Below are 23123 nucleotides of genomic sequence, written 5' to 3'. Positions count from 1 at the left end.
CCCCCCCGGGGGGGGGGGGGCGGGGGGCGGCCCCCCCCCCGTCCGGGACGCCGTCAGACGAGCTGCGGTTCGCGCTCCGTGGCGCCGGTCCCGTCGCCGGCCGCGAGTCCCTCGCGGGAGGCGAGGTAGGACGAGATCGCCAGGCGGTTGACCGCGGAGCGGCTGACGATGCCGACGACCTCTCCGTGCTCGCCGCGCACGACCGGCACCTTCTTGAGGTGCTTGTCGGACAGGACGGCGACGGCGTCGGCGACCGAGGCGGTCTCGTCCACCGTGACGACGTCCGGCGTGGCCAGGCGCACGACAGGCAGGGACACGAGGTCCGCCAGGGCGTCCTCGAGGTCGGCGGACTCACCGGTCGCGAAGGAGTAGATGGTCGTCGAGCTCGGGTGCTCGGCCGAGAGGTAGCGCATGACGTCGCCGTCGGAGAGGAACCCGGCCAGCGAGCCGTCGGTGTGGAGCACCGGCGCGCCGGAGATGCCGCGCTCGGTGAACATCTGCAGGGCCTCGAGCACGTTCTGCTCGGTGCTCAGCGCGTAGACGTCGGTCTTCATGAGGTCGACGACGGTGCGCGCCTGGCCGGTGGTCTCCTCGGCAGCCCGGAGCGTGCGGGCGGCACGCGCTGCCCTGCCTGCGGCGAGGGCGAGGACGATGCCCAGGACCGAGACGAGGGCGACCAGGCCGGCGGCCCCGCGGAAGCCCACGACCGAGGCGTCGAGCAGCTCCGTACCGCCCTCGACGCCGCGCGTCGTCAGCGCGTTGAACACACCGATGGCGAGGGAGGTGCCCAGGCAGCCGGCGACCTGGAAGCTCGTGGCGACCACGGTGACGCCGTGGGGGCTGCTCTCGCGGTCGAGGCTGGACAGCGCGAAGGTCTGCGACGGTCCGATGACCAGCGCGGTCGCGAGCACGGCCGGCACGTACAGCGCGGCGAAGAGCAGCACCGAGTCCTGGCCGGCGGCCACGCCCACCAGCGAGGCGAAGACGGCCATGATCGCGAAGCCGGCAGGGATCATCAGGCGCCCGCCGTGGCGGTCGAACAGCCGCCCCACGATCGGGCCGAGGACGACGGTCAGGAGGATGCCGGGAGCCAGCGCGAGGGAGGCGCCCAGCGGGTCCTGCCCCCTGACCGACTGGAGGAAGATCGGGATGACCACGTTCATGGCGAACACGAAGAACAGGCCGAGCATCGTCATCGAGACGCCGAGGACGAAAGGCGTGCTGCGGAAGGGCCTCAGGTCGAGCAGCGGGTGCTCGACCCGGTTCTGACGCACGACGAACGCCACGAGCGCGAGGACACCGATGACCGCGGCGACCCCGGCCGTGAGTGCTGAGCCGCTGAACGCGGTGGAGATGCCGTAGAGGAGGCCGACGAGGCCGACGGCGACGAGCACGAAGGACAGCACGTCGAGCACGGGGCGGCCGAGCTCGGCGACGTTGCGCAGCAGCACCGCGCCGGTGAGCAGCACGAGGAGGGACAGCGCCCCGAAGACCCACAGGAGGGCGGTCCACGGGACAGCGGAGAGCAGGGCGCCGGACACGACGATCGCCAGCGACGGACCGAGCGTCGTCATCGCCGCCATGACGCCCATGGCCAGGCCGAGCTTCTCGCGCGGGGCCACGGCCAGGGTGATGTTCATGCCGATCGGCGTGAGGAGACCGGTCCCCGCCGCCTGCAGCAGACGGCCGGTGAGCAGGACACCGAAGCTCGGCGCGAGGGCGCCGACCACGGAGCCCACCACGAGGAGCGCCACGGCAGCGACGAACAGTCCCCGGGTCGGGAAGCGGTGGTACAGGACGTTGGCGACGGGGACGAAGACGGCGGCGACCAGCAGGTAGCCCGTGGCCAGCCACTGCACGACGGAGACGTCCACCCCGAAGTCGAGCATGATCGGGGTGAGGGCGACGTTGAGGAAGGTCTCGTTGAAGGTCGCGAGGAAGGCCGCCGCGGCGGCGACGGCGATCATGCCGATGGCGGCGCGCGAGGTGCCCTGCTGGGCGCGGGGGGAGGACAAGATGGTGCTCCTGACGGTGATGACGGGGACACGCGGTCGACCGTGCCGTGTCAGAGGTCCCCGGAGGGCACCTCGCGTGTCGTGTCATCGATGCGTCGTTGCGGCTCGTGAGCCAGTGACGAGGGTACGGGACGAAGGTCCGTCGGCGCCTGGGGCCGGGAGCGAGGTCCTCGTCACCGTCAGCCTGCCACCCGGGAACGCAGAAGGCCGCCGACCCGCACTCTCGTGCGGTTCAGCGGCCTTCACCGGGTGGAGCTAGGGGGATTCGAACCCCCGACCTTCTCATTGCGAACGAGACGCGCTACCAACTGCGCCATAGCCCCATGCTCTGCGAGCACCGCCAACTTTAGCACCGCCGTCGGGAGGGAGTGAACCCGGCCCGGCGTTGACGTGGGTCACAGGATCGGCGGGCCGGGCGACGCCCCGCGCAGTACGTTGAGGGGCGTCCCTGACCCCGACGACGAGGACGCCATGACCTACCACGTGGACTCCGAGGTCGGACGCCTGCACGAGGTGATCCTCCACCGGCCCGGGGTCGAGATGCGCCGTCTCACCCCGCAGAACCGGGAGGAGCTGCTCTTCGACGACGTCCTGTGGGTGGAGCGCGCGGAGGAGGAGCACGACGCCTTCGCCCGGGCGCTGCGCGACCAGGGGGTGTCGGTCCGCTACTTCACCGACCTGCTCCGGGAGACCCTCGCCGTCCCGGCGGCACGGTCCCTCATCGTCGAGCAGACCTTCGGTCCCGCTCTCCTCGGCACCGCCGGCGTCGCGCCCGTCCTCGACATGGTCAACACCCTCGACGACGGCGAGCTCACCACGCTCCTCGTCGGCGGCCTCACCAAGCGTGAGCTGCTCGAGCGGATCGACGAGCCGCGCTCGGTCGCGCTGCACGTCCTGGGATCAGACGAGTTCGTCGTCCCTCCGCTGCCCAACCACCTCTACACGCGCGATGCGTCCGCGTGGGTGTACGACGGCGTGGGCGTGAGCAACATGCGCAAGCGCTCCCGGATACGCGAGTCCCTGCACTACCAGGCGGTCTACCGCTTCCACCCGGACTTCGCCGGCGTGGGCTTCCACCTGTGGAGCGGGGCCGGCGGGCGCACCGGCATCAACGTCGAGGGCGGGGACGTCCTCGTCCTGGGCCGCGGGGCGGTGCTCGTCGGGATGAGCGAGCGGACCACACCCCAGGGGGTGGAGCGGGTGGCCCAGCGGCTCTTCGAGACGGGCTCGGCGACGCAGGTGGTCGCCCTGGCGCTGCCGCACGAGCGGGCCTTCATGCACCTGGACACCGTGATGACGATGGTCGACGACCACACCTTCGTCGAGTACGCCGGACTCGGCGCGCTGCCGTCCTACCGGATCACCCCCGGGGACGCCGACGGCGAGCTCGTCGTCACCGACCACCCGCCCGAGGAGATGCACGCGTCGATCGCCCAGGCGCTGGGCGTGGGCTCCCTGCGCATCCTCACCCCGGCGCAGGACTCCCTCAGCGCCGAGCGCGAGCAGTGGGACGACGCGTGCAACGTCCTGGCGCTCGAGCCCGGCGTCGTCGTCGCCTACGAGCGCAACACGACGACCAACGCCTACCTGCGCTCCCACGGCGTCGAGGTCATCGAGGTGCCCGGCTCCGAGCTGGGCCGCGGCCGCGGCGGGCCGAGGTGCATGAGCTGCCCGACCATCCGCGACGGCATCTGACCTCGTCCCCTGCCACCTCTGGGACGCACCTCCGGTACTCCCGGAGGTGACCGGAGGTGCTCCCAGACGACGGGAGGTGCGTCCCAGGCAGAGGCCGGTGGTGCGGCGGGGGTGGAGCGGCGGGTCAGGCGCCGACGGCGCGGCGGCGGGCGAGGACGGAGTCGAGGTCCAGGCCGCGCGCGGGCACAGCCTCGGCCGCGGGGGCAGCCTCGGGCTCCGGGTCGGCGACGGGCGCGTAGGGCGAGCCGGCGAGCCCGGAGACGACGACCGGCTCGGCGGGTGCAACGGGCTCGGCGGGCGCCTGCGCGACCTCCGGCTCGGGCGCCTCGTACGGGGCGATGTCCCGGCGCGGGGCGGAGGCCTTGAGCGTGTAGGTGGGAACCGGCACCTGGACCGGGGTCCAGCTGCGCGTCGCGGGCTGCTCGGCCCGCGGACCGTCGGCCGCCTCGCTGCCGATGACGACGGCGGCGCGGGCCGCCGTCTCGTCCGCCGCTGGCGACGTCTCGGCGGGCCCGGTCGCCTCGGCGGAGGCCGCACCCTCGGCGGCCTCGGCAGTGGCGGCCGGCTCGGCGGTGGCTGCGGGCTCGGCCGTGGCCTCCTCACGCGCGGCGGACGCACCACCCGTGGCGGGCGGGGAGGTCCGTGCCGCCGCCGTCACGGCCGGACGGGCGGAAGGGGCGGTACGCGTGCGCGGGGCGGGGCGCACCTCGAGCCGGGCCATGGCGGCGCGGTCGGCGGCGTTGCGCCGGGCGGCGACCTTCGCGGCGCGGCGGCCGAGGACGAGGACACCGGCGAGCAGGACCGTGGGCACCACACCGAGCGCGACCGGGAGGCTCCCGAGGCTGAAGCCGAGCCAGCCGCCGACGCTCGCGAGGAGCAGCACGACGGTGAGCACGAGCCGGCGCCTGGCCGCGGCCTTGCGCCGGCTGATCTCGGCGGCGCGCGCCGCGCGCAGCTGAGCCAGTCGCCGCGCCTCGGCGGCGGCCCGCTCGCTGGGGGTGGTGGGCCTGTTCACGGCGGGTGCCTCCGTTCGTCGTCGTGGATCGTGGAGGTACGGCCTGCTCTCCAGCGTGCCGTGGTGCTCCCCGGGCGACGACCGCCTCGCCGTCGCCCCGGTGGTCACCACGCGCAGCGTGCCGGAGAAGCGGTCCTCCACCCGTGCCTCCGCCAGCTGGTGACGGCTCTGCACGAGGTGAGGGACCAGGTACCCGAACAGGATGAGGGCCAGTCCGACGACCACCCACCCCTGAACATCCACAGGCACGAAACTATCCGGGCGGCGCACCACCGTCGGGATCGTCGGCGGCGTGTCTCCCGCGGGTGCGGGTCCACCGCTCCAGCAGGCCCTCGGGCACGTCCTCCGCGACGAGCGCGAAGGTGCGGTGGTCGCGCCAGTCGCCGTCGATGTGGAGGTAGCGCTCGCGCATCCCCTCGTCACGGAAGCCGAGCTTCTCCACCACCCGCAGGCTCGCCGTGTTCTCGGGCCGGATGTTGATCTCGATGCGGTGCAGCCGCAGCACGGTGAAGCAGTAGTCCACGGCGATCGCGACGGCTGTCGGGGTGATCCCGCGCCCGGCGACGTCCTGGCTCACCCAGTAGCCGATGGAGGCCCCGCGCAGCGCCCCGAGGATGATCGAGGACACCGACAGCTGGCCCACGAGCTCGCCGTCGGCCTCGATGACGAAGGTGAGGGCCTCCCCGCGTCTGCCCTGGCGGCGGCTCTGGGCGACGTAGTCCCGGAAGCCCACGGGCGGTGCCGGCACCGGGCTGGTCGCCTCCCACGGGCGCAGCCACTCGACGTTCTGGCGGCGCACGCGCTCCCACGCGGCGCGGTCCCCGTACCGCAGGAGACGCAGCCGGACGCCCTCGTGCTCGAGCATCAGGCGTCCAGCAGCAGGCAGGAGAGCGCGGTGCCCTCGGTGACGTCGGTGAGGTCCTCGGGCACGACGGCCAGCGCGTTGGCACGGGCCAGGGCGCTGAGGAGGAGCATGCTCGGGGAGCCGACGGGCGTGGCGCGGTAGCCCTCGCGCGGCGAGCCGGCGAGCGTGACCCGGACGAACTCGCGCCGTCCGGACGGGGAGTACCAGCCGGTGGTCGCCGTCGCCGTCACCGTGGGGCGGTACAGCTCGGTGTAGCCCGCCATCGACAGGACGGCGGGGCGCAGGAACACCTCGTAGGCGACCTGCGCGGCGACCGGGTCACCCGGCAGCGCGAAGATCGGGGTGCCCTCGCCGATGTGTCCCAGGCCGAGCTGGCGCCCGGGCCACATGGCGACGTTGTCGAAGCGCACCGTCCCGAGCGGGGCGAGCACCTCCTTGACGGTGTCGTTGGAGCCGTGGCTCAGCCCGCCCGTCGTGACGACGAGGTCGGCGCGCACGAGCTGGTCCTCGAGGGTCTCGCGCAGCGGCCCGCGCTGGTCCGGGACGGCGGCCACCCGGTAGGTGGCGGCGCCGGCGTCCTGCAGCGCGGCGGCCAGGGCGTGCCCGTTCGCGTCGTAGACCTGCCCGGCGGCGGCCGACTGGCCCGGCTCGACGAGCTCGTCACCGACCGAGATGACGACGACCCGCGGTCGCGGGTGCACCGTCACGCGGCCGCGCCCGACGGCGGACAGGAGCGCGACCTGCCGGGCGCCCACCCGCTCCCCCGCGGGCAGGACGACCTCACCGGCGCGGACGTCCTGGGCACGCCGGTTGACATTCTCGCCGGCGGCCGCGGCCGTGCGGACCTCGACCTTCGCGGCGCCGCGGTCGGTCTGCTCGACCGGCACGACGGCGTCGGCCTCGACCGGCAGCGGCGCACCCGAGGCGATGCGCACGCAGGCACCGGCGGGCAGGCGGGTGCGCTCGACGCTGCCCGCACGGATCTCGTCGAGCACCCGCAGGGTCACCGGCGACGACGGCGCAGCAGCGGCGACGTCCCCGGCTCGCAGGGCGTAGCCGTCCAGGGACGCGACGTCCGCGAGGGGCAGGTCGCGCGGCGCGAGGACGTCCTCGGCGAGCACGCACCCGACGGCGTCGGCGAGGACCACCTCGAGCGGCGGCTGTGGGCCGACCGCCGCGAGGCAGGCCGCGAGGTGCTCCTGGACGCTCCTCACCGGGGGTGGCTCGCGGCGGGGTCGGAGCTGAGCTCGACGTGCCGGCCCGCGACGAACTGCTCGAGCCAGGCGGAGAAGTCCGGGCCGAGGTCCTCGCGGTCGACGGCGAGCTGGACGACGGCCTTGAGGTAGTCGAGCTTGTCCCCGGTGTCGTAGCGGCGGCCGCGGAAGACGACGCCGTGGACGCCGCCGCCCTCGCTCGCGGGCATCCGGGCGAGGGTCTGCAGGGCGTCGGTCAGCTGGATCTCGTTGCCGCGGCCCGGCTCGGTCCGCTCGAGGACGTCGAAGACCGCCGGGGACAGGACGTAGCGGCCGATGACGGCGAGGTTCGAGGGCGCCTCCTCGACGGGGGGCTTCTCGACGAGCTCGGTGACGGTGACGACGTCGCCGTCGGGGATGCCGGCGAGGGAGACGGGCTCGACGGCGGCGGCGCCGTAGAGGTTGATCTGCGAGGGCTCGACCTCGAGCAGCGCGATGACGGAACCGCCCAGGCGCTGCTGGACGTCGATCATCGTCGGCAGGATCGGGTCGCGGGCGTCGATGAGGTCGTCACCGAGGAGCACCGCGAAGGGCTCGTCGCCCACGTGCTCGCGGCCGCACAGCACGGCGTGGCCCAGGCCCTTGGGCGTGCCCTGGCGGACGGCGTGGATGTCCGCGAGCGCCGTGGGCCGGCGGACCTCGGCGAGCCGGCCCTCGTCGCCCTTGGCCTCCAGGGCCGCCTCGAGCTCGACGTTGCGGTCGAAGTGGTCCTCGATCGCGGACTTGCCCCGGGCGGTGACGAGCAGGACGTCCTCGATGCCGGCGGCCGCCACCTCCTCCACGACGTACTGGATCGCCGGCCGGTCCACCACCGGCAGCATCTCCTTGGCCACGGCCTTGGTGGCGGGCACGAAACGGGTGCCGAGCCCGGCAACCGGGACGACGGCCTTACGAACCGGGGTGACGCTCTGCTCTGTCATGCCCGAAGGCTACCGAGCGCCGGCGAGGTCCGCCGGAGGGAGGCGCGGCACCGCCACACGGCAGCCCGGTCGTGGAACACTAGCCACATGTCGACGGCGATCCGCTTCCCCGAAACGACCGGACTGGAGCTGGAGGACGCCAAGAGCGCCCTGCGCGCGACCGTCCGCTCGTCCCGCGCCGCCCGCTCGCAGCGGCAGCGCGAGGAGGCCGCCGCGAGCTTCGCCGAGCACGGCGTGCAGGCGGTGGGTGATGCCCGCTGCGTCGCCGCCTACGTCTCCGCGTCGACCGAGCCGGACACGAGCATGCTCATCGACGCCCTCCACGAGCGCGGGGTGCGTCTCCTCCTGCCGGTGCTCGGCCCGGGGCTGGCCCGCTGCTGGGGCGAGTACACGAGCCGCGAGGAGCTCGCCCAGCGCGCCCCTGGCCGGCCCCTCGAGCCGGCCGGTGAGGTGTTCCCGCCAGAGGCGCTCGCCGAGGCGGAGGTCGTCATCGCCCCGGCCCTCGCGGTCGACGCCAGCGGCATCCGCCTCGGGCAGGGTGGCGGCTGGTACGACCGTGCGCTGCTCCACCGTGCGCCCGACGCGCCGGTGCTCGCGATGGTCCACGAGGCCGAGCTCATCACCGGCGCCCCGCTGCCGCGCGCCGAGCACGACATCCCGGTGGACGCCGTCATCACCGAGGAGCGCTGGTTCCTCATCGGCGGCTCCCCCTTCGCCCACGGCCCCTCCTGACCCGGCGCGGGTCCCCACCCGTCGCCGGACGGACGGAGGGCGCCGGGAGGCGCCGGACGTCCGGCCGGTCAGCCGGGGTGGCGCAGGGTGCGGGTGCTCGTCGCCGCGTCCTCGACGGCTGTCCGGCTGAAGGGCCAGGGGAAGGTCTCCCCCGCCGCCCACGCGCCGAGCTGGTCGTCGTAGTGGTCGTCGGCCGGGTGGCCGGAGACGCCGGTGAAGTTCACCCACAGGGACCGGTCGAAGTTGGCGAGGTCCACGGCCATCCGCATCGACGGGACGCTCGTGACGCCGTAGTCGCGGCGGCCCTCGACCTCCGCGCTCGCGTCCCAGCCGGTGGCGTTGACGATGCTCGAGCCGCCGCCCACACCCACGGGCCGGGGGTTGGCGAACCACGAGACCACCGCCGGCACGCCCTCACCGAGGACGGGGTGCTGGGGTGCGGCGACGTGGAGCTGGGACCACCGCCAGTCCCCGGGGTCCTTGCCGAGCGTCTGGGTGAGCTCGTTGCGCGCGGAGACGAGCGCCTGCAGGAGGATCTCGTCGCGGCTCTCGACGAGGTTGATGGTGCGCCGGTCGTCCCACCACGCGCTCGTCGGGTCCTCGAGGAGGCGGTCGACGACGACGAGCCAGCGGCTGCCGCCGTCCGGCGCGAGCGTGGCGGGCAGGTCGTCGGCGAAGGTGAGGTCGAGGAGGTTGGCCCACACCGCCGCGAAGTAGGCAGCCGCGGCGGAGTCGCCGTCCTGCTGGTAGCCCTCCTCCTCCCACTCGGCGAGGAGGTCGACGGCCTCCCGGACGAAGCCGTCGGTCACCGTGACGTCGAGCAGAGCGGGGACGAGGGCCTCCGCGTACGGGTTGGCCTCGTCGTTCATCAGCTCGTTCGCCAGGGACGCGTCGATGTTGACGCCTCGCTCGATGTTCTCGGTGAGGCGCTCACGCAGCCGCTGGGAGCGGAAGCCGTAGTCCCAGTCACCGGTGAGGAAGGGGCCCTGGCCGGCGGGCAGCACGGCCTGGTTGGCCGCGACGATGAAGCCCTCCTCGGGGTTGAGGGCGCGCGGCATGTCCGCGGCGGGGACGTAGCCCGCCCAGTCGTAGCGCCCGTCCCAGCCGGGGCGCGGCCAGCTGCCGTCGGAGGGGACCGGGCCGTCGGAGACGTCCTGGCGCACCGGGATGCGGCCGGGGGCCTGGTAGCCGATGTCGCCGTCGGTCGTGGCGAAGACGATGTTCTGCGCCGGCACCTCGAAGAGCGCGGCCGCCGCGGCGACGTCCTCGGCGGTCGCGGCACGGTTGAGCGCGAAGATCGCGTCACCGGTGCGGCCCGGGGTCAGCGCCGTCCACGACATCGCGACGGCGTAGCCGCCGAAGCCGGGGGACGGTGAGCCGTCGGGCACCGGGGAGCTGTTCGCGGCGGCGGTCTCGGGAAGGACCCCGGAGACGATCGGCCCGTGCGCCGTGGACGCGACGGTGAGGGAGTCGTCGGTGCCCCCGTTGACGGCGATGGTCTCGGTGCGCCGGGTGAGCGGGACGCGCTCCCCACCACGGAGGTAGGTGCCGTCGTCGTACACGCGCTCGAGGAAGAAGTCGACGACGTCGGCACCGAGGTTCGTCAGGCCCCACGCGAGCTCGGCGTTGTGCCCGATGATGACGCCGGGCATGCCGGCGAAGTCGAAGCCGGCGACGTCGAAGGTACACAGGGTGGTGAGCTCGCGGCAGTGCAGGCCCACCTGGTGCCAGACGCCGGGGGCGCTGATGCCCAGGTGCGGGTCGTTGGCGAGGATCGGCTGGCCTCCGACCGTGTGCTCGCCGGACACGACGAAGGAGTTCGAGCCGATGCCGTCGCCGTCGCCGAGGAGGCGCGGGGTGGCCTGGACGGCGGCGTAGGCGCTCTCGATGGCGTCGACGGCGCCGGCGGGCGCGGGCCAGGAGGCGTCCTCGACCGTCGCCTCGGGCTCGGTCGCGTCCGGCGGCGGGATGATCGGGAGGTTCTGCGTCTCCGGGTAGGCGGGGTAGAGCTGCGCGACGCGGGCGACGTCGCCCCCGAGCGCACGGACCGCGGTGGCGCGGCCCAGCTCCTGGTCGTTGTTCGCGGCCAGGTCCCAGGCCATCGCCTTGAGCCAGGCGAGGGAGTCGATCGGGGTCCACGGGGCGACCTCACCGAGGTCGGTGACGATGCCGAGGACGGTGTACTCGACGCCGAGCTGGCTCGCCTCGCGCGAGTCGAGGTAGGCGTTGACGCCCTCGGCGTAGGCCTCGAACAGCGCCCGGCTCTCCTCGCTGAGGAGGTCCCACTCCTGCTCGGCGACGCGGCGCCAGCCCAGGGTCCGGATGACCCGGTCCGCGGCCAGCGCGTTCTCGTTCTCACCGACGAGCTCGGACACCCGGCCGGCGGTGACGTGACGCCGGTAGTCCATCTCGAAGAAGCGGTCCTGCGCGTGGACGTAGCCCTGGGCGCGCATGAGATCGGTGTCGGTGTCCGCGTAGATCTGCGGCACCCCCCGCTCGTCGCGCAGGACCTCGACCTCCGAGGAGAGGATCCGCAGGGTGGTCTCACCCCCGTAGTCGGGCAGCGGTCGGCGCACCAGGACGGTCGCGAGCGCCACGCCCGCGACGAGGATGACGACGAGGACGGCCGCGACGACGATCGCCAGGCGCTGCAGAAGGTGGGAGCCACGCACCTGCCGAGGGTATCCGGAACCTCCGACGACGGCGGTGTTCCGCGCCGGGGGCTTCTCCCCCGTCACCGGGGAGGCGTCCCCGTCCACAGCCGGCGCCCACGCGACCCGGGCCGGTCCCCGCCCGGTCCTACCGTCGCCCCATGCCCTCCGCGCCGGTGCCACCGTCCCGACGCCGCCGGGTGCGTGCGCGCCGCCTGCTGTGGCGCTGGCGGCACGCCCTGCTGGCTGTGGCCCTCGTGTCCGCGGTGGGGGTGGTGGTGCAGGAGGTCCGGCCCCCGGCGCCTGCGACGGTGGCCGTCGTCGTGCTGGCGCGGGACGTGCCGGCGGGCGCGCCACTGGCCGAGACGGACGTCCGCACGCTGCGGCTGCCGCGGGAGGTGGTTGCGGCCCGGACGCTGCGCGCCCCGGCGGAGGCGGTCGGGCAGCGCCTGGCGGTGGGCCTGCCGGCCGGGTTCCCGCTGGCCACGGAGGTGCTCGTGGGTCCGGGGCTGGCGGCGGGCACCGCCCCGGGCGAGGTCGTCGTGCCCGTGCGGCTCGCGGACGCCGCGGTGGCCCGGACGCTGCGGCCCGGGGACCGGGTGGACCTCCTCGCGGCGTCGGCGGACGCGGCGGCCAGCGAGGGCGGGGCGCAGGTGGTGGCCGCGGGCGCACTCGTCGTGGCCCTCGAGGAGGACGGCGGCGGGGGCCTCCTCGGCGGGGAGGCGCCGACGTCGCTCGTCTTCGTGGCCGTCCCGCGCGGGGCGGCACCGGACGTCGTGGGGGCGAGCGCATGGGCGCCGCTGCGCGTGGTCCTCCCGGGGTAGGGGCCGGCCGCCCGTGGCCCACTCCCGTGAGCGTGATGACGCGCCCCTGGGCGTGCCGTCCAGGTGCGTCGCGGCGGGGCGCCAGGTGGAGGACACGCCGTGGGGCTAGTGTGCGGACCGGCCGGGACGGTCCCGGACCAGGAGTGGGAGGAGCGCGCTGTGCTCAAGGGATTTCGGGACTTCATCACCCGGGGCAACGTCATCGACCTGGCCGTCGCCGTGGTCATCGGGTCGGCCTTCGCGGCCATCGTCGACACCGTGGTGTCGAGCATCATCACGCCGATCGTCAACTCGGTCGGCAGCGCGGACGTGGAGGGGTGGGGCTTCGAGATCATCTCGGGGCGGCCGGACACGCTCGTGAACTTCTCCGCGATCGTCAACGCGGTCGTCGTCTTCCTCATCACCGCGGCCGTCGTCTACTTCGTGTTCGTCATGCCGATGAACACCTTCCAGGAGCGGCGCAAGCGGGGCCAGGAGCCGGAGCCCGAGGCACCGGCCGAGGACGTCATCCTGCTCCAGGAGATCCGCGACCTCCTCAAGGCGCAGGGCACGCGCCCGTAGCGGGCTACTGCCAGTGGGGCGGCTTGTCCCGCAGGTAGCGGGCGTCGTCGGAGCCCTCGGGCAGCTCGCCCCAGGCCGCGTCGGTGTCCTCGGCGGCCCGGCTCGGGAGCACCGGCTCCGCCGCGCGGGGCCGGGGGGCGGCCGGCTGCTCCTCCGGCTCCCGCGGCGTGGGCCGGCGCGCCGGCTCGGTCGGGACGAGCGCGCCCTCCTCGCTCGCTCCCAGCCGCGTGGGTGGGGCCACCACCCGGCGGTGCCCGCCGCGCCGCCCCATCAGCGGCGGCGAGCGGCCACGGTGCGCAGCACCGCGTCCACCTCGAGCCCGCGGCGGGTGATCCCGAGCTCCTCGCGCAGGGCCTCGACGAGGGCGTCCTCGTCGCGCTCGGTGCCGTCGGCGTCGATCCACGCGGCGAGGTCGTCGAGCTCGTCGTCGGAGTAGGCACCGACGGGCAGGCCCGGCGTCACCGGCGGGCGCGGGCCGCGCTCGGCGGGCGCGGGCGCGACCGGCGCGGGCTCGAGCACCTGCTCGGCATCCGCCGGCTCGGCCGTCGGCTCGGCATCTGCCGGCTCGGTGTCCGCGGACTCACCAGGCACCGCGGGGGCATCCGCCGCAGTGGGCACCTCGGCCACGGGCGCCCCGGCGGCCTCCGGCGTGCCGGCGCTCGGCTCGGCCGCCTCGGCGGCCGGCTCCTGCGGCGCGGCGTCCTCGTCCGTGTCCGTCACCTCGAGCGGCAGCGCCGCGGCCGGCGGCCGCACCGGGTCGGCCGCCCGGCGGCGGGAGTCGACGACGTCCAGGGCGAGCGCGACGATCGCCTCGGCCTCCCGCTGCGGGTCGGTGAAGACGGCGGTGGAGAAGGCCATGTGCACCCGCCAGCCGCGGGAGGCGAGCCGCTGCACCCAGTGCCGCTCGCGGCGGCGCAGGTTGGGCTCGGCGACGTACGCGGCGTCGTCGGTGAGGACGGCCACGAGCAGCTCACCGGGCAGGTCTGGGTGCCCGATCGCCAGCGGGATCCGCACCCCGCCCTCGACGCCGTACTGCGGCACGACCGTCAGGCCCAGGCGCCACAGGCGCTCGGCGAGGTCGACGAGGAGCGGGTCGGGTGCCGCGCCCACGGCGTCGACGTCCTGCGCGGGCTGCGGGTCGGCGGCCCAGTCGACGAGGTCGGCGAGGAGGAGCGGGCCGGGCGTGTGGAGCCGGCTGCGGTCGATCTCGCCCGGGCCGATGCAGGAGACGACGACGAGCCGCTCCCGGACGGCGTCGAGCGCGTCGATGAGGCAGGCCTTGCCGTCCGGGCCGCTGACGGCGCCGAAGCTGTGGAGCACCCGGCCGTGCGGGGTCTTGGCGTAGCCGAGGGTGAGGACGACCGTGTCGCGCCGCAGGCCGCCGGCACCGTCCGCGTCCACGACGACGAAGGGCTCCTCGCGGTCCGCGGCGAAGAAGCGGGCCACGGCCGAGGACCCGGAGACGGCGGAGATGACGGCCTCACGCACCCGGTCGGCGTGCCGGGCGTTGAGGGCGACGACGGCGAGCGACTGGTCCGGCGTCGTCAGGGCGTGCTCGATGACGAGGTCGACGACGCGGTCCACCTCCGCCTGGACGCTCTCGACGGCGTCGGCACCGGGGGCCGGCATCCCGAAGCCCTCGACGAGCTCGAGGGTGATACGGCCCGGCGACGGCGGGTCCGGCACGGGCTGGATGACGTCCTCGTAGCCGTGGGAGGCGAGGAAGGCCGCGATCGACTCCTCGCGCTCGGCGCGGTCGGTGGGCAGGGTGAGCACCGGCAGGAGCGGCGCGAGCTCGGAGACGAGCCCGTCGCCGCCGCGGCGGGAGTCCCCGACGAGCACGACCTGGCTGCCGCGGGTGATCGCGCCGACGGCCTGCTCGGTCGGCAGGTGGTGGACGCCGTCGAGGATGACGAGGTCGACGCAGCGCGCGGGCGGCAGGAGCTGGGGCACGAGCACCGGCGGCACCACCCAGCCGGGCCGGATCGCGCCGAGGAGCTCGGGGTGCCGGGCGTAGGTGCGCCGCAGGTCCACGCCGGTGCCCAGCTCGGCCTCGAGCTGCGCGGCCTCGTCGCGGCGGTCGCGGACCAGGGCCCGCAGCCGGCGGACGACGGCGCGGCGGACCGGGCCGGGCAGGGTGCGCACGTGGGCGGCGTCGAGCTCGCGGAAGCGCTCGGCCAGGGCGACGAGGCCGGGGCCGTCGTAGCCGGCGAGCGCGGGGTCGGTGCGCAGGATCTCCTCGAGGACGGAGGTCCACCAGGCGAGGTCGAGCTCCGCGCCGGCGAGGGCGGCGACGACACGGCGCTCGGTGAGGTCGGCGACGAGCTCGCCGAGGCCGAGGCTCTCGAGGTCGGCGAGCACCGCGGAGCGCTCGGGCATGAGGCGGACGGCCTCGCCGTCGCCGCCGAGGGCGGTCATGAGCGCGGCGAGGTCCGCGAGGGGAAGGTCGAGGAGGTCCGGCTTGCCCGCGCCCGCGCCGACGACGTCCTGGAGGGCGAGGACGTCCGTCTCGACGGCGCGCGCGTGGCGGGTCATCTCCGACAGCCCCTCGGGCAGCCGGGGCCAGCCGCCGGTGGGGCAGTGGCGGCGCCACACCTCGCGCTGCTCCTGGACGTGGACGAGCTCGGCGTGGAGGTCGGTCACGGGACGGCCGGGACGCAGGAGGTCCTTGGCCTGCTTGCGCAGCCGGCGCCGGGTGCCCCACGACATCGTGACGCCCTGCTCCTTGCGCCAGGCGCGCGTGGAGGTGGCGACGACCATGTCGGCGGCCGAGCGCTCGAAGACCTGGGGGACGAAGACGTCGAGGGCCGAGCGGACGCCGTCGAGCATCTCGAGCTGCTCGAGCCACTCGCGCAGGGTCCCGGCCTGGGTGAGGCCGGTCTCGGTGGTGGTGCGCTCGGCGTCGGCCAGGACGCGGGGCAGCTCGGCGCCGGAGAGCCGCTGGGTGCGCTCGAGGGCGCGGCGGGCGGCGTCGGCACTCTCGAGCCGGGCGCCGTACCAGGGGGTGTCGTGCGGGCGCAGGTCGAAGGCACCCAGGGACGCGGCGCGGACGAGGCGTTCGCGGGCGTGCTCGCGGCGGTCACCGGCAAGATCGAGAACGGTGTCGGCGGAGAGCCTCACCTCGGTGCGCGGCCCGGGACGGGCGGCCGTGAGCTCGGCGAGGGCGAGCAGCGCGGCGTGCGCCGAGCAGCCCCAGGGCTGACGCGACGTGTGGAGGGCGGTGACGTAGGCGGCGAGCCGCTCCCGCACGGAGACGAGCTCGGCGCGGACGGCACGGACCGTGTCGACCTCGCTGGGCGGCTCCTCGACGGCGAGCCCCGCACGCAGCTCCTGCGGCGCACCGGCCCGCCACCCGGTGTCGGTGGACAGGTCCAGGACGAGCTCGCGCAGACCGAGGCGGTCGAGCTCCTCGACGAGCGCGCGTCCCACGCGCCGCGTCCCGGGCACGTAGAGGACCCGTCGGCCCGAGGCGACGGCGTCGGCGACGACGGCGGCGAGGGTCGCCGGCACGTCGGCCCCGGGGGGCGCGTCGATGAAGACGTCGGTGCCGGCGCTGACGGCGTCGATGACCCGCTGCTGGTCGGGGTCGAGGTCCCCGACGCCGCGCTCGGCCTGGGGCTGGCGGTCGGCGCCCGCCCGCTCGGGCAGGACGCGGTCGAGGGCGGCGCGCGCGTCCTCGTCGCCGGCGAGCGCGGCGACGACGTCGTGGCCGACGAGGTCGTCGTGCATGGCCTCGAGGTCCTCGACGAGCACCTGGCCCGGGTGGACGAAGGGGCCGATGAGGACCCGCTCCTCGAGGGTGAAGTCGGGCAGGTGCTCCTCGCCGAGCAGGGAGATCCGTCCGAGGGTGGAGCGCGGGGAGAAGCCGTCGGAGGTGAGGGCGCCGGCGGCGATGGCGTGGAGGTCGGCGGTCACCCCGCGCGAGCGCAGAGCGCGCACGAGGACGGTGTTGAGGTCCACCGCCGGCTCGAGCTCGAGGTCGAGGTCCGCCACCTGACCGCCGCGCGGCGTCAGGCGCACGGGGCGCAGCAGCACCGGCGCGCGGACGGTACGCGGCTCGGCGGGCGCGGGGGCGGCGTCGTGCGCGGCGGCGTCGTCGGACTCCTCGCCGTCGTCCCCGGTGACGGGCACGGGGGACGGCACCTCGGTCCACGTGGCGATGCCGGCGGCGAGGTAGGTGGGGGCCACGCCGTAGCGCTGGGCGAGCTCGTCGGTGCGGGCGACGACGGTGCGCGCCGAGCGCCGGGCGGCGACGAGCGCGCCGCCCTCACGCACGAGGTTGGACAGCCGGGTGGCGCGGCCGGAGTAGAGCTGGGCGATCCCGGAGGGGTGCGCGGCCGTGAGGTCGATGACGGCCTCACCGAGCATGGCGACGTCCGAGAGGGCACTGGCACCGCTGAGCGCGACGAGACGCTCACGCCACTGCTGGGCGGCGTCCTCGACGGTGCGATCGCGGGCACTGGTGGCGGTGTCGGGCTCGCCGCTCTCGGAGCGGCCGCCGACGACGCCGACGGGACCCGGTCCGCCGCTGCGGCGGGGCCCCGCGGGAGGCCGGGCGAAGAGCGGTGAGGGGGTCATCACCCCACGCTAACCAGCGCCACGCCGCCGGTCCGTGCGACCCGCCGGAGCGGGCGAATTCACCGGGGAATAGAGATAGGGCGTGACGCACACGGGGGGCAGGCGTCACGCCCTATGAGCAGTATCCTGGTCCACCTTTGGTCGGAGCGCAAGACCCAACCTCCGTACAGTTTTGTGTGATCTGCCTCACAGTCGCACGGGCGCGACGCCAGGCCGCGAAGCGGTGCCTCCGGGCAGATTCGAACTGCCGACACCCGCTTTAGGAGAGCGGTGCTCTATCCCCTGAGCTACGGAGGCGGGGCGGACCCAGCGTACTCGGCGGGCCGGGCCGGACGCACATAGGCTCGGGCGCATGGCCAGCCGCACACTCGACCTCCCGCAGGAGTGGGCCTACGCCGTCGTCACGGCCGCCCGTCACCACGGCCACTGGATCCCGCTCACCCGGGTGGACGCACCGGCCCGGGCGCTGCGCGCGGGCGACGAGGTCGTGGGCCGCTCCGCGCTCGTGCTCGTCGACCGGATGCGCGTCACCCACGCCGACGCCCCCCACGAGCTGCGCCTGGTCAAGACGGGGCCGCTGCTGCTCGGTGAGGTCGTCATCACGGTGCGGCCCGACGGCCCCGCGCGCGCCGTCGTCGACTGGGTCGAGGACGGCGTCCACCTGCGCGGCCCGCTCCCACGCCGGCTGACGGCCGCGCTGCTGCGCCCCTCGCTCGAGGCGATGACGACCCTGGCGCTGTGGCGCATCGACCGGTCCGTCCGCCGCCAGCGCCGCCGGCGCACCTGACGCCCTCCCCAGCCCTCACCGGCGCCCCTCGCCCGCACCCGCACCCGCACCCGGCGCCCGTACCCCCGCGCACTCCGCGGCAGAAACTGCTCCGCGCTGTCGATATATCCGCAGCCGGAAGCAGTTTCAGCAGCGGGGTGCGAGCAGGTAGCGCAGCGGGGTGCGAGCGGGCGGCGCAGCGGCGTGCGAGCGGGCGGGCGGCGGAGCGGCGCGCCCGCACCCGGCGCCCGCACCCCCGCGCACTCCGCGGCAGAAACTGCTCCGCGCTGTCGATATATCCGCAGCCGGAAGCAGTTTCTGCAGCGGGGTGCGAGCAGGTAGCGCAGCGGCGGGCGCGGCGGGCGTCAGCTGGCGGGGACGGCGGCGAGCGCCTGGGCGATGTCGGTACGCAGGTCCGCCGGCTCCTCCAGGCCCACGGACAGCCGCACGGTCGCGTCGCTGATGCCCACGCGGGCGCGGCCGTCGGGGCCGAGGCGCCGGTGCGTCGTCGTCGCGGGGTGGGTGACCATCGACTTCGCGTCGCCGAGGTTGTTGGAGATGAGGACGAGGCGCAGGGCGTCGAGGAACGCGAAGGTCTCCTCGCGGCTCGCCGGCCGTCCGCCGACGGCGACGTCGAAGGTGACGACGCTGCCCCCGCCGCTCATCTGCGCGCGGGCGAGCTCCGCCTGCGGGTGGGAGTCGAGGAAGGGGTGACGCACCCGGCCCACCCGCGGCAGCGTCTCCAGCCACCGCGCCAGCCCGAGGGCGGCGTCGCTCTGGGCGCGCATCCGCAGCGGCAGCGTCTCCAGGCCCTTGAGGAGCACCCACGCGTTGAAGGGGCTGAGGGAGGGCCCCGTGGTCCGCAGCACGAGCCGCAGCGGCCCCTCGACGAACTCACGGCTGCCGAGGACGGCGCCGCCCATCGTGCGCCCCTGGCCGTCGATGTGCTTGGTCGCCGAGTAGACGACGACGTCGGCCCCCTGGGGCAGCACGCGCTGCAGCACCGGGGTGGCGAAGACGTTGTCGACGACGACGACGGCGCCCGCCGCGTGGGCGAGTGCGCTCACGCCGGCGACGTCGACGATGTCCTGCATCGGGTTGGACGGTGTCTCGAAGAGCACGACGTCGGCAGGCGTGGCCAGCGCCCGGCGCCAGTCCTCGAGGTCGTGGGCGTCGACGTAGTCGGTGACCACGCCCCAGCCGGCGAGGATGTCCTCGAGGAGGGTGATCGTCGAGCCGAACACGGCCCGGCCCACGACCACCCGCGAGCCGCTGCGCACGAGCGCCGCGAGCGTCGAGAAGACGGCCGACATCCCCGTGGCCGTGGCGGCACAGGCCTCCGCGCCCTCCAGCGCGCGCAGCCGCTCCTCGAAGGTGCGCACCGTGGGGTTCTCGTAGCGGCTGTAGGTGAAGCGGTCCGCCTCGCCCGCGAAGGCGGCCTCGGCGTCGGCCGCGGCCGCGTAGACGAAGCCCTGGGTGAGGAAGAGGGCCTCGGAGGTCTCGTGGAAGCCGGTGCGCTCGTGCCCGGCGTGGACGGCCCGGGTCGCGCTGCCCCACGTGGGGTCCGGGTCGGGGTACCCGCCGGGGCCGGGACAGGCGGGGCGGGTGGTCGACGTCGTCATGGTTCCTCCATCGCGTCCTGGCGGGAGCACCCGTGGGCCGGGTTGCTGCAGCGTCGACGAGCCAGGTCTCTCGGCTGCTCTGGATGGTTCCCGGCGATGCTAACCACGCCGCCGGTGCCCTGGCCCCCACCGCCGGCGCCCGTCCCAGCACCCGGACGACCGGCTGCCCACGCCGCCCCGGGATGAGACTCCTGGGCTCCCCCCTTCGCATGACCGCGCGCCCGACGGATCCTCCCGATGGCGCCCGCGATGGGCACTTCTCCCCATGGTCACGGCCCTGACGGCCCGTGAGGATGAGCGGTGAGGCGCCGGTGGTCACCCGGCGGCAGAACGGGGGGGCACGATGTCCGCGCAGACAGTTCAGCAGGGGCGCCAGAGCCGCAGCCGAGTGGCCCAGTTCCGCCTCGACGTCGCCGAGTGGACGGTGCTGCGCCGCGCCCTCCTCTCCCGCGTCCCCCGAGCGGTGACGCCCGTGGGCTTCGCGCCCGAGGCCTTCGGCCTGGACCCCGACGACCCGCTCACGCCGGTGGAGCGGGCACGTGCCTGGGCGAGCCTCCAGCTGCGCGGCCTGGCCACCCACACGCCCGAGCGGGACGACGTCACCGGCCTCACGCCGTCGTGCGTGCTCGGCATGCTCATGCTGCTCGAGTCCGACGTCCGCGTCGACGTCTCCTCCTGGTCCGGGGACGTCGTCGTCAATGAGGCCGTCGCGTGGAGCGCCGGGCGCACCGCCGCCCTCGCCCGCCGCCGGCGCATGGTGCGCTCGCCGGGAGGGGAGACGGTGCTCGAGCAGGAGCCCGTCGTCGAGATCTCCCTGTCCGCGGCCGGGGGGCTGCTGGCGCAGGTGATGCGGGCGCTGCCCCACCACGTGGGCGGCCGGCCCGCCGACCGCTCCCCCGTGCGCGTCGGCTGGCCCGAGTCGGCCGCCATCGCCCAGGCGCTGCGGCTGGGGCGGGAGGACGTCGCGCTCCACCTGTCGGGCCTTCCCGCCTCGGCCCTGTCCGTGCTCGGCGCCGTCTCCACCGACCTCACCGGAGGGGCCTGCGTCAGCGCGGCCCGCCGGCACGACGACGGCGCCCTGGCCTTCCACGGCGTGTGGCTGTGGACGGAGGCGGACGTCGTCGAGCTCGTCGACGCGACGACGCACGGCGTCACCCTGCGCCGCACCGACCTCATGCGCGTCCGCAACGGCCTGCTCACCGCGCTGACCGGCCTCCTCAACGCCGAGGAGGTGCTGTGACCCTCACGGTCACCGGTGGTGCGGTGGGCGTCCTCGCGCGCGTGGAGGACATGCGGGCCACCGCCGACGTCCTCGACGCCAAGGGCGACGCCGCCCGCGAGCTCGCGCTGCGGGTGGCCGCGGTCGCCACCCACGAGGCGGTCCTGTCCTCCCAGGTGCTCTCCCCGATGACGGGAGGCCGGGTGCTCGCCGAGGTGGCCCAGGCCCAGCTGCCGCCGGAGGGGCTGGCGTGGGTCGCCCTCGAGTACGAGGCCGCCGCCGTCTTCCTGCGCGGCTCGGCCACCGTGTACGAGGAGACCGACGCCGCCCTCGCGCGGCTGGCCGAGGCGGGGCGGGGCGTGACGGGCGTCGTCGTCCTCAACGCGGGGCTCCTCGCGGCCGGCGGGATCGCACTGTCCTCGCTCCTCCTCGACGCGCTGCCGGCGGACGTGGCCGACGCCCTCACGCCGGACGCCTTCGCCGCGTGGGTCGAGGAGGTCGGGCAGGACCCGCTCGACACCGTGCTCGGCGGGCTCTACGACGAGCCGTGGGTCACCGACTCGATCGTCGCCGGGGTGCCGTGGGTCCTCGGCACCGAGGTGCCCCTCGTCCTCAGCGCGATCACCCCGTGGACCTTCCCGCCGGTTCCGCTGAGCTACGAGCAGGTGCTGGCGGGCGTCATCGGCGCCGGCGGCCTCCTGGGCCTCCTCGCGGACGGCACGCCCACCGTGACGCCGGACCCTGCGCCGGACGGCACCGCCGCCGACAGCCTCGCCGCGCTCTTCGGCAACATCGGCCGGCTCGGTGACGGCGACGCCTCGGAGGTGCGGGTCACCGCCGTGCCCGACGGCGCGGGCGGCCACAGCTGGATCGTCGAGATCCCCGGCACCCAGGACTGGGCGCCGGAGTCCGGCAGCAACCCCTCCAACCTCGCGACGAACCTTCACCTCATGGCGGGCCACGACACCGCGATGGAGGCGGCCGTGCTCGAGGCGGTGCACCAGTCGATGAGCGAGGTCGCCGCCCAGCAGGGCGTCCCGCTCAGCGAGCTGCAGTCCCAGCCGGTGACGCTCGCGGGGCACAGCCAGGGCGGGATCGTCGCCGCCGCGCTCGCCGCCGACCCGGGCAACGGCCTGCACGTCACGCAGGTCGTCACCGGCGGCTCGCCGGTGGCCGGCATGGACGTCCCCGACGACGTCGCCGTCCTGTCCATCGAGCACACCCAGGACCCGGTCCCCCGCCTCGACGGCAGCCCCAACCCCGGCAGCCCGGGCTGGACCACCGTCACGCGGGACGTCGACGGCGCCGACGGCGTCACGGCCGGCTCGCCGATCTCCGCCCACGGGGGCGGTGTCTACGCCGACACCGCCGCGCTCGTCAGCGCGCAGGCCGCCGACGACCCCGCCCTCGCCCTCGCACTGCAGGGCCTGGAGACGCAGTTCGCCCAGGTGCGCGACGGTGAGGCGCAGGTCTTCCAGTACGACGTCACCCAGGAGCACCGGTGAGGCGCCTGCTGGCGTGCGGCGCGCTCGCGCTCCTGGTTCTCGTGCCCGCCTGCTCCGACGGCACCGCCACGCCCGCGCCCGCCTCTCCCGACCTCGCCGCCGAGAGCGAGCGGCTCACCACCGCGCTCGCCGCCCTCGACACCGTGACGTCCGCGGAGGCCCGGGTGCGCTCGGGCGCCACGTGGGGGCAGCAGGTGGTCATCGACGCCGCGACGTCGAGCGCGGACCCCGAGGAGCAGCTGGCCGTCCTCGACCGGCTCGTCCACGCGGGGTGGGACACCGCGGCCTTCGTGCCCACCGACGTGAGCACGGTCCTCACCGCGCCCGGCGGCGTCGTCCTCGACGCCCGGGACCTCGGCTTCACCCACCAGGCAGCCGGCCCCACCGGTCTCTACGAGCGCTTCGGGCCGCCCGCCGCCGACCCCGCCTGGCGACCGTGACCGACCGGAAGGAGCACCGTGGGACTGGCTGAGGCACCGGAGGAGCTGCGCGCGCTCGCCGGGCAGATGGACGACGTCGCCGGGCAGGCACGCGAGCTGGGCGCCGACCTCGTCGCCCTCCGCGAGACGATCGGCTGGCGCTCCGCCGCCGCCCAGGAGTACCAGGCGGCACTCCTCGACCACGCCGAGGCGACGGCGCGCGGCGCGGACCGCGTCGACGACGTCGCCCAGGCGCTGCGGGAGCACGCCGACGGCGCGGCGCAGACCCTCGCCGCGATCGAGGCCGCGCGCGACTTCCTCCTGTCCGCCGCCGAGGAGGCCCGCTCGGTCCTCGGCGACCTGTGGGACGGCGTCGTCGACGCGGTGACGGAGGACGCCCGCCGCGTGCTCGACGTCGTCGCGGACGCGCCCCCGTCCGCCGTCGCCGCCGTCCCGATCGGTGGCGGGTCCGGCTCCCTCGCC

Annotated in this window: 18 protein-coding genes and 2 tRNA genes; 9 read left to right on the top strand and 11 right to left on the bottom strand. The window is 75.2% G+C overall.

The features are described 5' to 3' along the window. Window positions 1–53 precede the first annotated feature (53 nt). Window positions 54–2015, bottom strand: a complete 1962-nt coding sequence (locus tag H9624_RS09220; protein ID WP_251839600.1) for an MFS transporter — start codon at window positions 2013–2015, stop codon at window positions 54–56. Between the two features lie 250 nt (window positions 2016–2265). Then, window positions 2266–2338, bottom strand: a tRNA-Ala gene (locus tag H9624_RS09215). A 148-nt stretch (window positions 2339–2486) separates the two neighbouring features. On the opposite strand from H9624_RS09215, the gene H9624_RS09210 reads away from it, so the two are divergent. Continuing rightward, window positions 2487–3710, top strand: a complete 1224-nt coding sequence (locus tag H9624_RS09210; RefSeq protein WP_251839599.1) for an arginine deiminase — start codon at window positions 2487–2489, stop codon at window positions 3708–3710. Window positions 3711–3834: 124 nt separating this feature from the next. Here H9624_RS09210 and H9624_RS09205 read toward each other — a convergent pair whose 3' ends face one another. From H9624_RS09205 to H9624_RS09190, 4 genes are read right to left on the bottom strand one after another with little or no spacing between them, the layout of a single operon-like run. Further along, complete coding sequence (locus H9624_RS09205; RefSeq protein WP_251839598.1) at window positions 3835–4968, bottom strand: hypothetical protein; 1134 nt, start codon at window positions 4966–4968, stop codon at window positions 3835–3837. 10 nt (window positions 4969–4978) lie between these two features. After that, window positions 4979–5590 carry a GNAT family N-acetyltransferase gene (locus tag H9624_RS09200; protein WP_251839597.1) on the bottom strand — a complete coding sequence of 204 codons (612 nt, stop codon included), beginning with the start codon at window positions 5588–5590 and terminating at the stop codon, window positions 4979–4981. Beyond that, window positions 5590–6804 carry a molybdopterin molybdotransferase MoeA gene (locus H9624_RS09195; RefSeq protein WP_251839596.1) on the bottom strand — a complete coding sequence of 405 codons (1215 nt, stop codon included), beginning with the start codon at window positions 6802–6804 and terminating at the stop codon, window positions 5590–5592. The genes H9624_RS09200 and H9624_RS09195 overlap by 1 nt, the downstream gene beginning before the upstream one ends. Continuing rightward, on the bottom strand, window positions 6801–7763 hold the full coding sequence (locus H9624_RS09190; protein WP_251839595.1) for a UTP--glucose-1-phosphate uridylyltransferase: 963 nt from the start codon (window positions 7761–7763) through the stop codon (window positions 6801–6803). Before H9624_RS09190 ends, H9624_RS09195 begins: the two co-directional genes overlap by 4 nt. Before the next feature lie 87 nt (window positions 7764–7850). Here H9624_RS09190 and H9624_RS09185 point away from each other — a divergent pair, with 87 nt between their 5' ends. Next, on the top strand, window positions 7851–8495 hold the full coding sequence (locus tag H9624_RS09185; protein ID WP_251839594.1) for a 5-formyltetrahydrofolate cyclo-ligase: 645 nt from the start codon (window positions 7851–7853) through the stop codon (window positions 8493–8495). Window positions 8496–8563: 68 nt separating this feature from the next. Here the strand turns inward: H9624_RS09185 and H9624_RS09180 are convergent, their stop codons facing one another. Then, window positions 8564–11167, bottom strand: coding sequence for a penicillin acylase family protein (locus H9624_RS09180; RefSeq protein ID WP_251839593.1), 2604 nt, complete (start codon window positions 11165–11167; stop codon window positions 8564–8566). A gap of 140 nt (window positions 11168–11307) precedes the next feature. On the opposite strand from H9624_RS09180, the gene H9624_RS09175 reads away from it, so the two are divergent. Continuing rightward, entirely contained in the window at window positions 11308–11970 is a 663-nt protein-coding gene (locus H9624_RS09175; protein WP_251839592.1) for an SAF domain-containing protein, read from the top strand. A 159-nt stretch (window positions 11971–12129) separates the two neighbouring features. Continuing rightward, on the top strand, window positions 12130–12531 hold the full coding sequence (mscL, locus tag H9624_RS09170) for a large conductance mechanosensitive channel protein MscL (protein ID WP_251839591.1): 402 nt from the start codon (window positions 12130–12132) through the stop codon (window positions 12529–12531). A 4-nt stretch (window positions 12532–12535) separates the two neighbouring features. Here mscL and H9624_RS09165 read toward each other — a convergent pair whose 3' ends face one another. The 3 genes from H9624_RS09165 to H9624_RS09155 all read right to left on the bottom strand — a co-directional run bounded on the left by H9624_RS09165 (window position 12536) and on the right by H9624_RS09155 (window position 17406). Next, on the bottom strand, window positions 12536–12772 hold the full coding sequence (locus tag H9624_RS09165) for a hypothetical protein (RefSeq protein WP_251839590.1): 237 nt from the start codon (window positions 12770–12772) through the stop codon (window positions 12536–12538). A 29-nt stretch (window positions 12773–12801) separates the two neighbouring features. After that, on the bottom strand, window positions 12802–17109 hold the full coding sequence (locus tag H9624_RS09160; protein WP_251839589.1) for a PDDEXK-like endonuclease domain-containing protein: 4308 nt from the start codon (window positions 17107–17109) through the stop codon (window positions 12802–12804). Window positions 17110–17333: 224 nt separating this feature from the next. After that, window positions 17334–17406, bottom strand: a tRNA-Arg gene (locus tag H9624_RS09155). A gap of 55 nt (window positions 17407–17461) precedes the next feature. On the opposite strand from H9624_RS09155, the gene H9624_RS09150 reads away from it, so the two are divergent. After that, entirely contained in the window at window positions 17462–17896 is a 435-nt protein-coding gene (locus tag H9624_RS09150) for a hypothetical protein (protein ID WP_251839588.1), read from the top strand. A 344-nt stretch (window positions 17897–18240) separates the two neighbouring features. Here H9624_RS09150 and H9624_RS09145 read toward each other — a convergent pair whose 3' ends face one another. Then, window positions 18241–19497 (bottom strand): O-succinylhomoserine sulfhydrylase, encoded by a 1257-nt coding sequence (locus H9624_RS09145; RefSeq protein ID WP_251839587.1) that lies wholly within the window; start codon window positions 19495–19497, stop codon window positions 18241–18243. A gap of 388 nt (window positions 19498–19885) precedes the next feature. On the opposite strand from H9624_RS09145, the gene H9624_RS09140 reads away from it, so the two are divergent. The 4 genes from H9624_RS09140 to H9624_RS09125 form a co-directional block, all read left to right on the top strand. Further along, window positions 19886–20737, top strand: coding sequence for a type 2 periplasmic-binding domain-containing protein (locus tag H9624_RS09140; RefSeq protein WP_251839586.1), 852 nt, complete (start codon window positions 19886–19888; stop codon window positions 20735–20737). Then, window positions 20734–22221: an alpha/beta hydrolase family protein gene (locus H9624_RS09135; protein WP_251839585.1), complete on the top strand. Its 1488-nt coding sequence runs from the start codon at window positions 20734–20736 to the stop codon at window positions 22219–22221. The genes H9624_RS09140 and H9624_RS09135 overlap by 4 nt, the downstream gene beginning before the upstream one ends. Then, the gene (locus H9624_RS09130) at window positions 22218–22661 is read left to right on the top strand and encodes a hypothetical protein (RefSeq protein WP_251839584.1); all 444 of its coding nucleotides are present in this window, start codon (window positions 22218–22220) and stop codon (window positions 22659–22661) included. Before H9624_RS09135 ends, H9624_RS09130 begins: the two co-directional genes overlap by 4 nt. Window positions 22662–22679: 18 nt before the next feature. After that, window positions 22680–23123 (top strand): hypothetical protein (locus H9624_RS09125; RefSeq protein ID WP_251839583.1); only part of this gene is annotated, 444 nt, incomplete at its 3' end.

It is taken from the genome of Oceanitalea stevensii (assembly GCF_014837105.1).
Taxonomy (GTDB): Bacteria; Actinomycetota; Actinomycetes; order Actinomycetales; family Actinomycetaceae; genus Oceanitalea; species Oceanitalea stevensii.
Note: the sequence above shows the minus strand (reverse complement) of the source record. Positions and strands in the feature narration are given on the sequence as shown.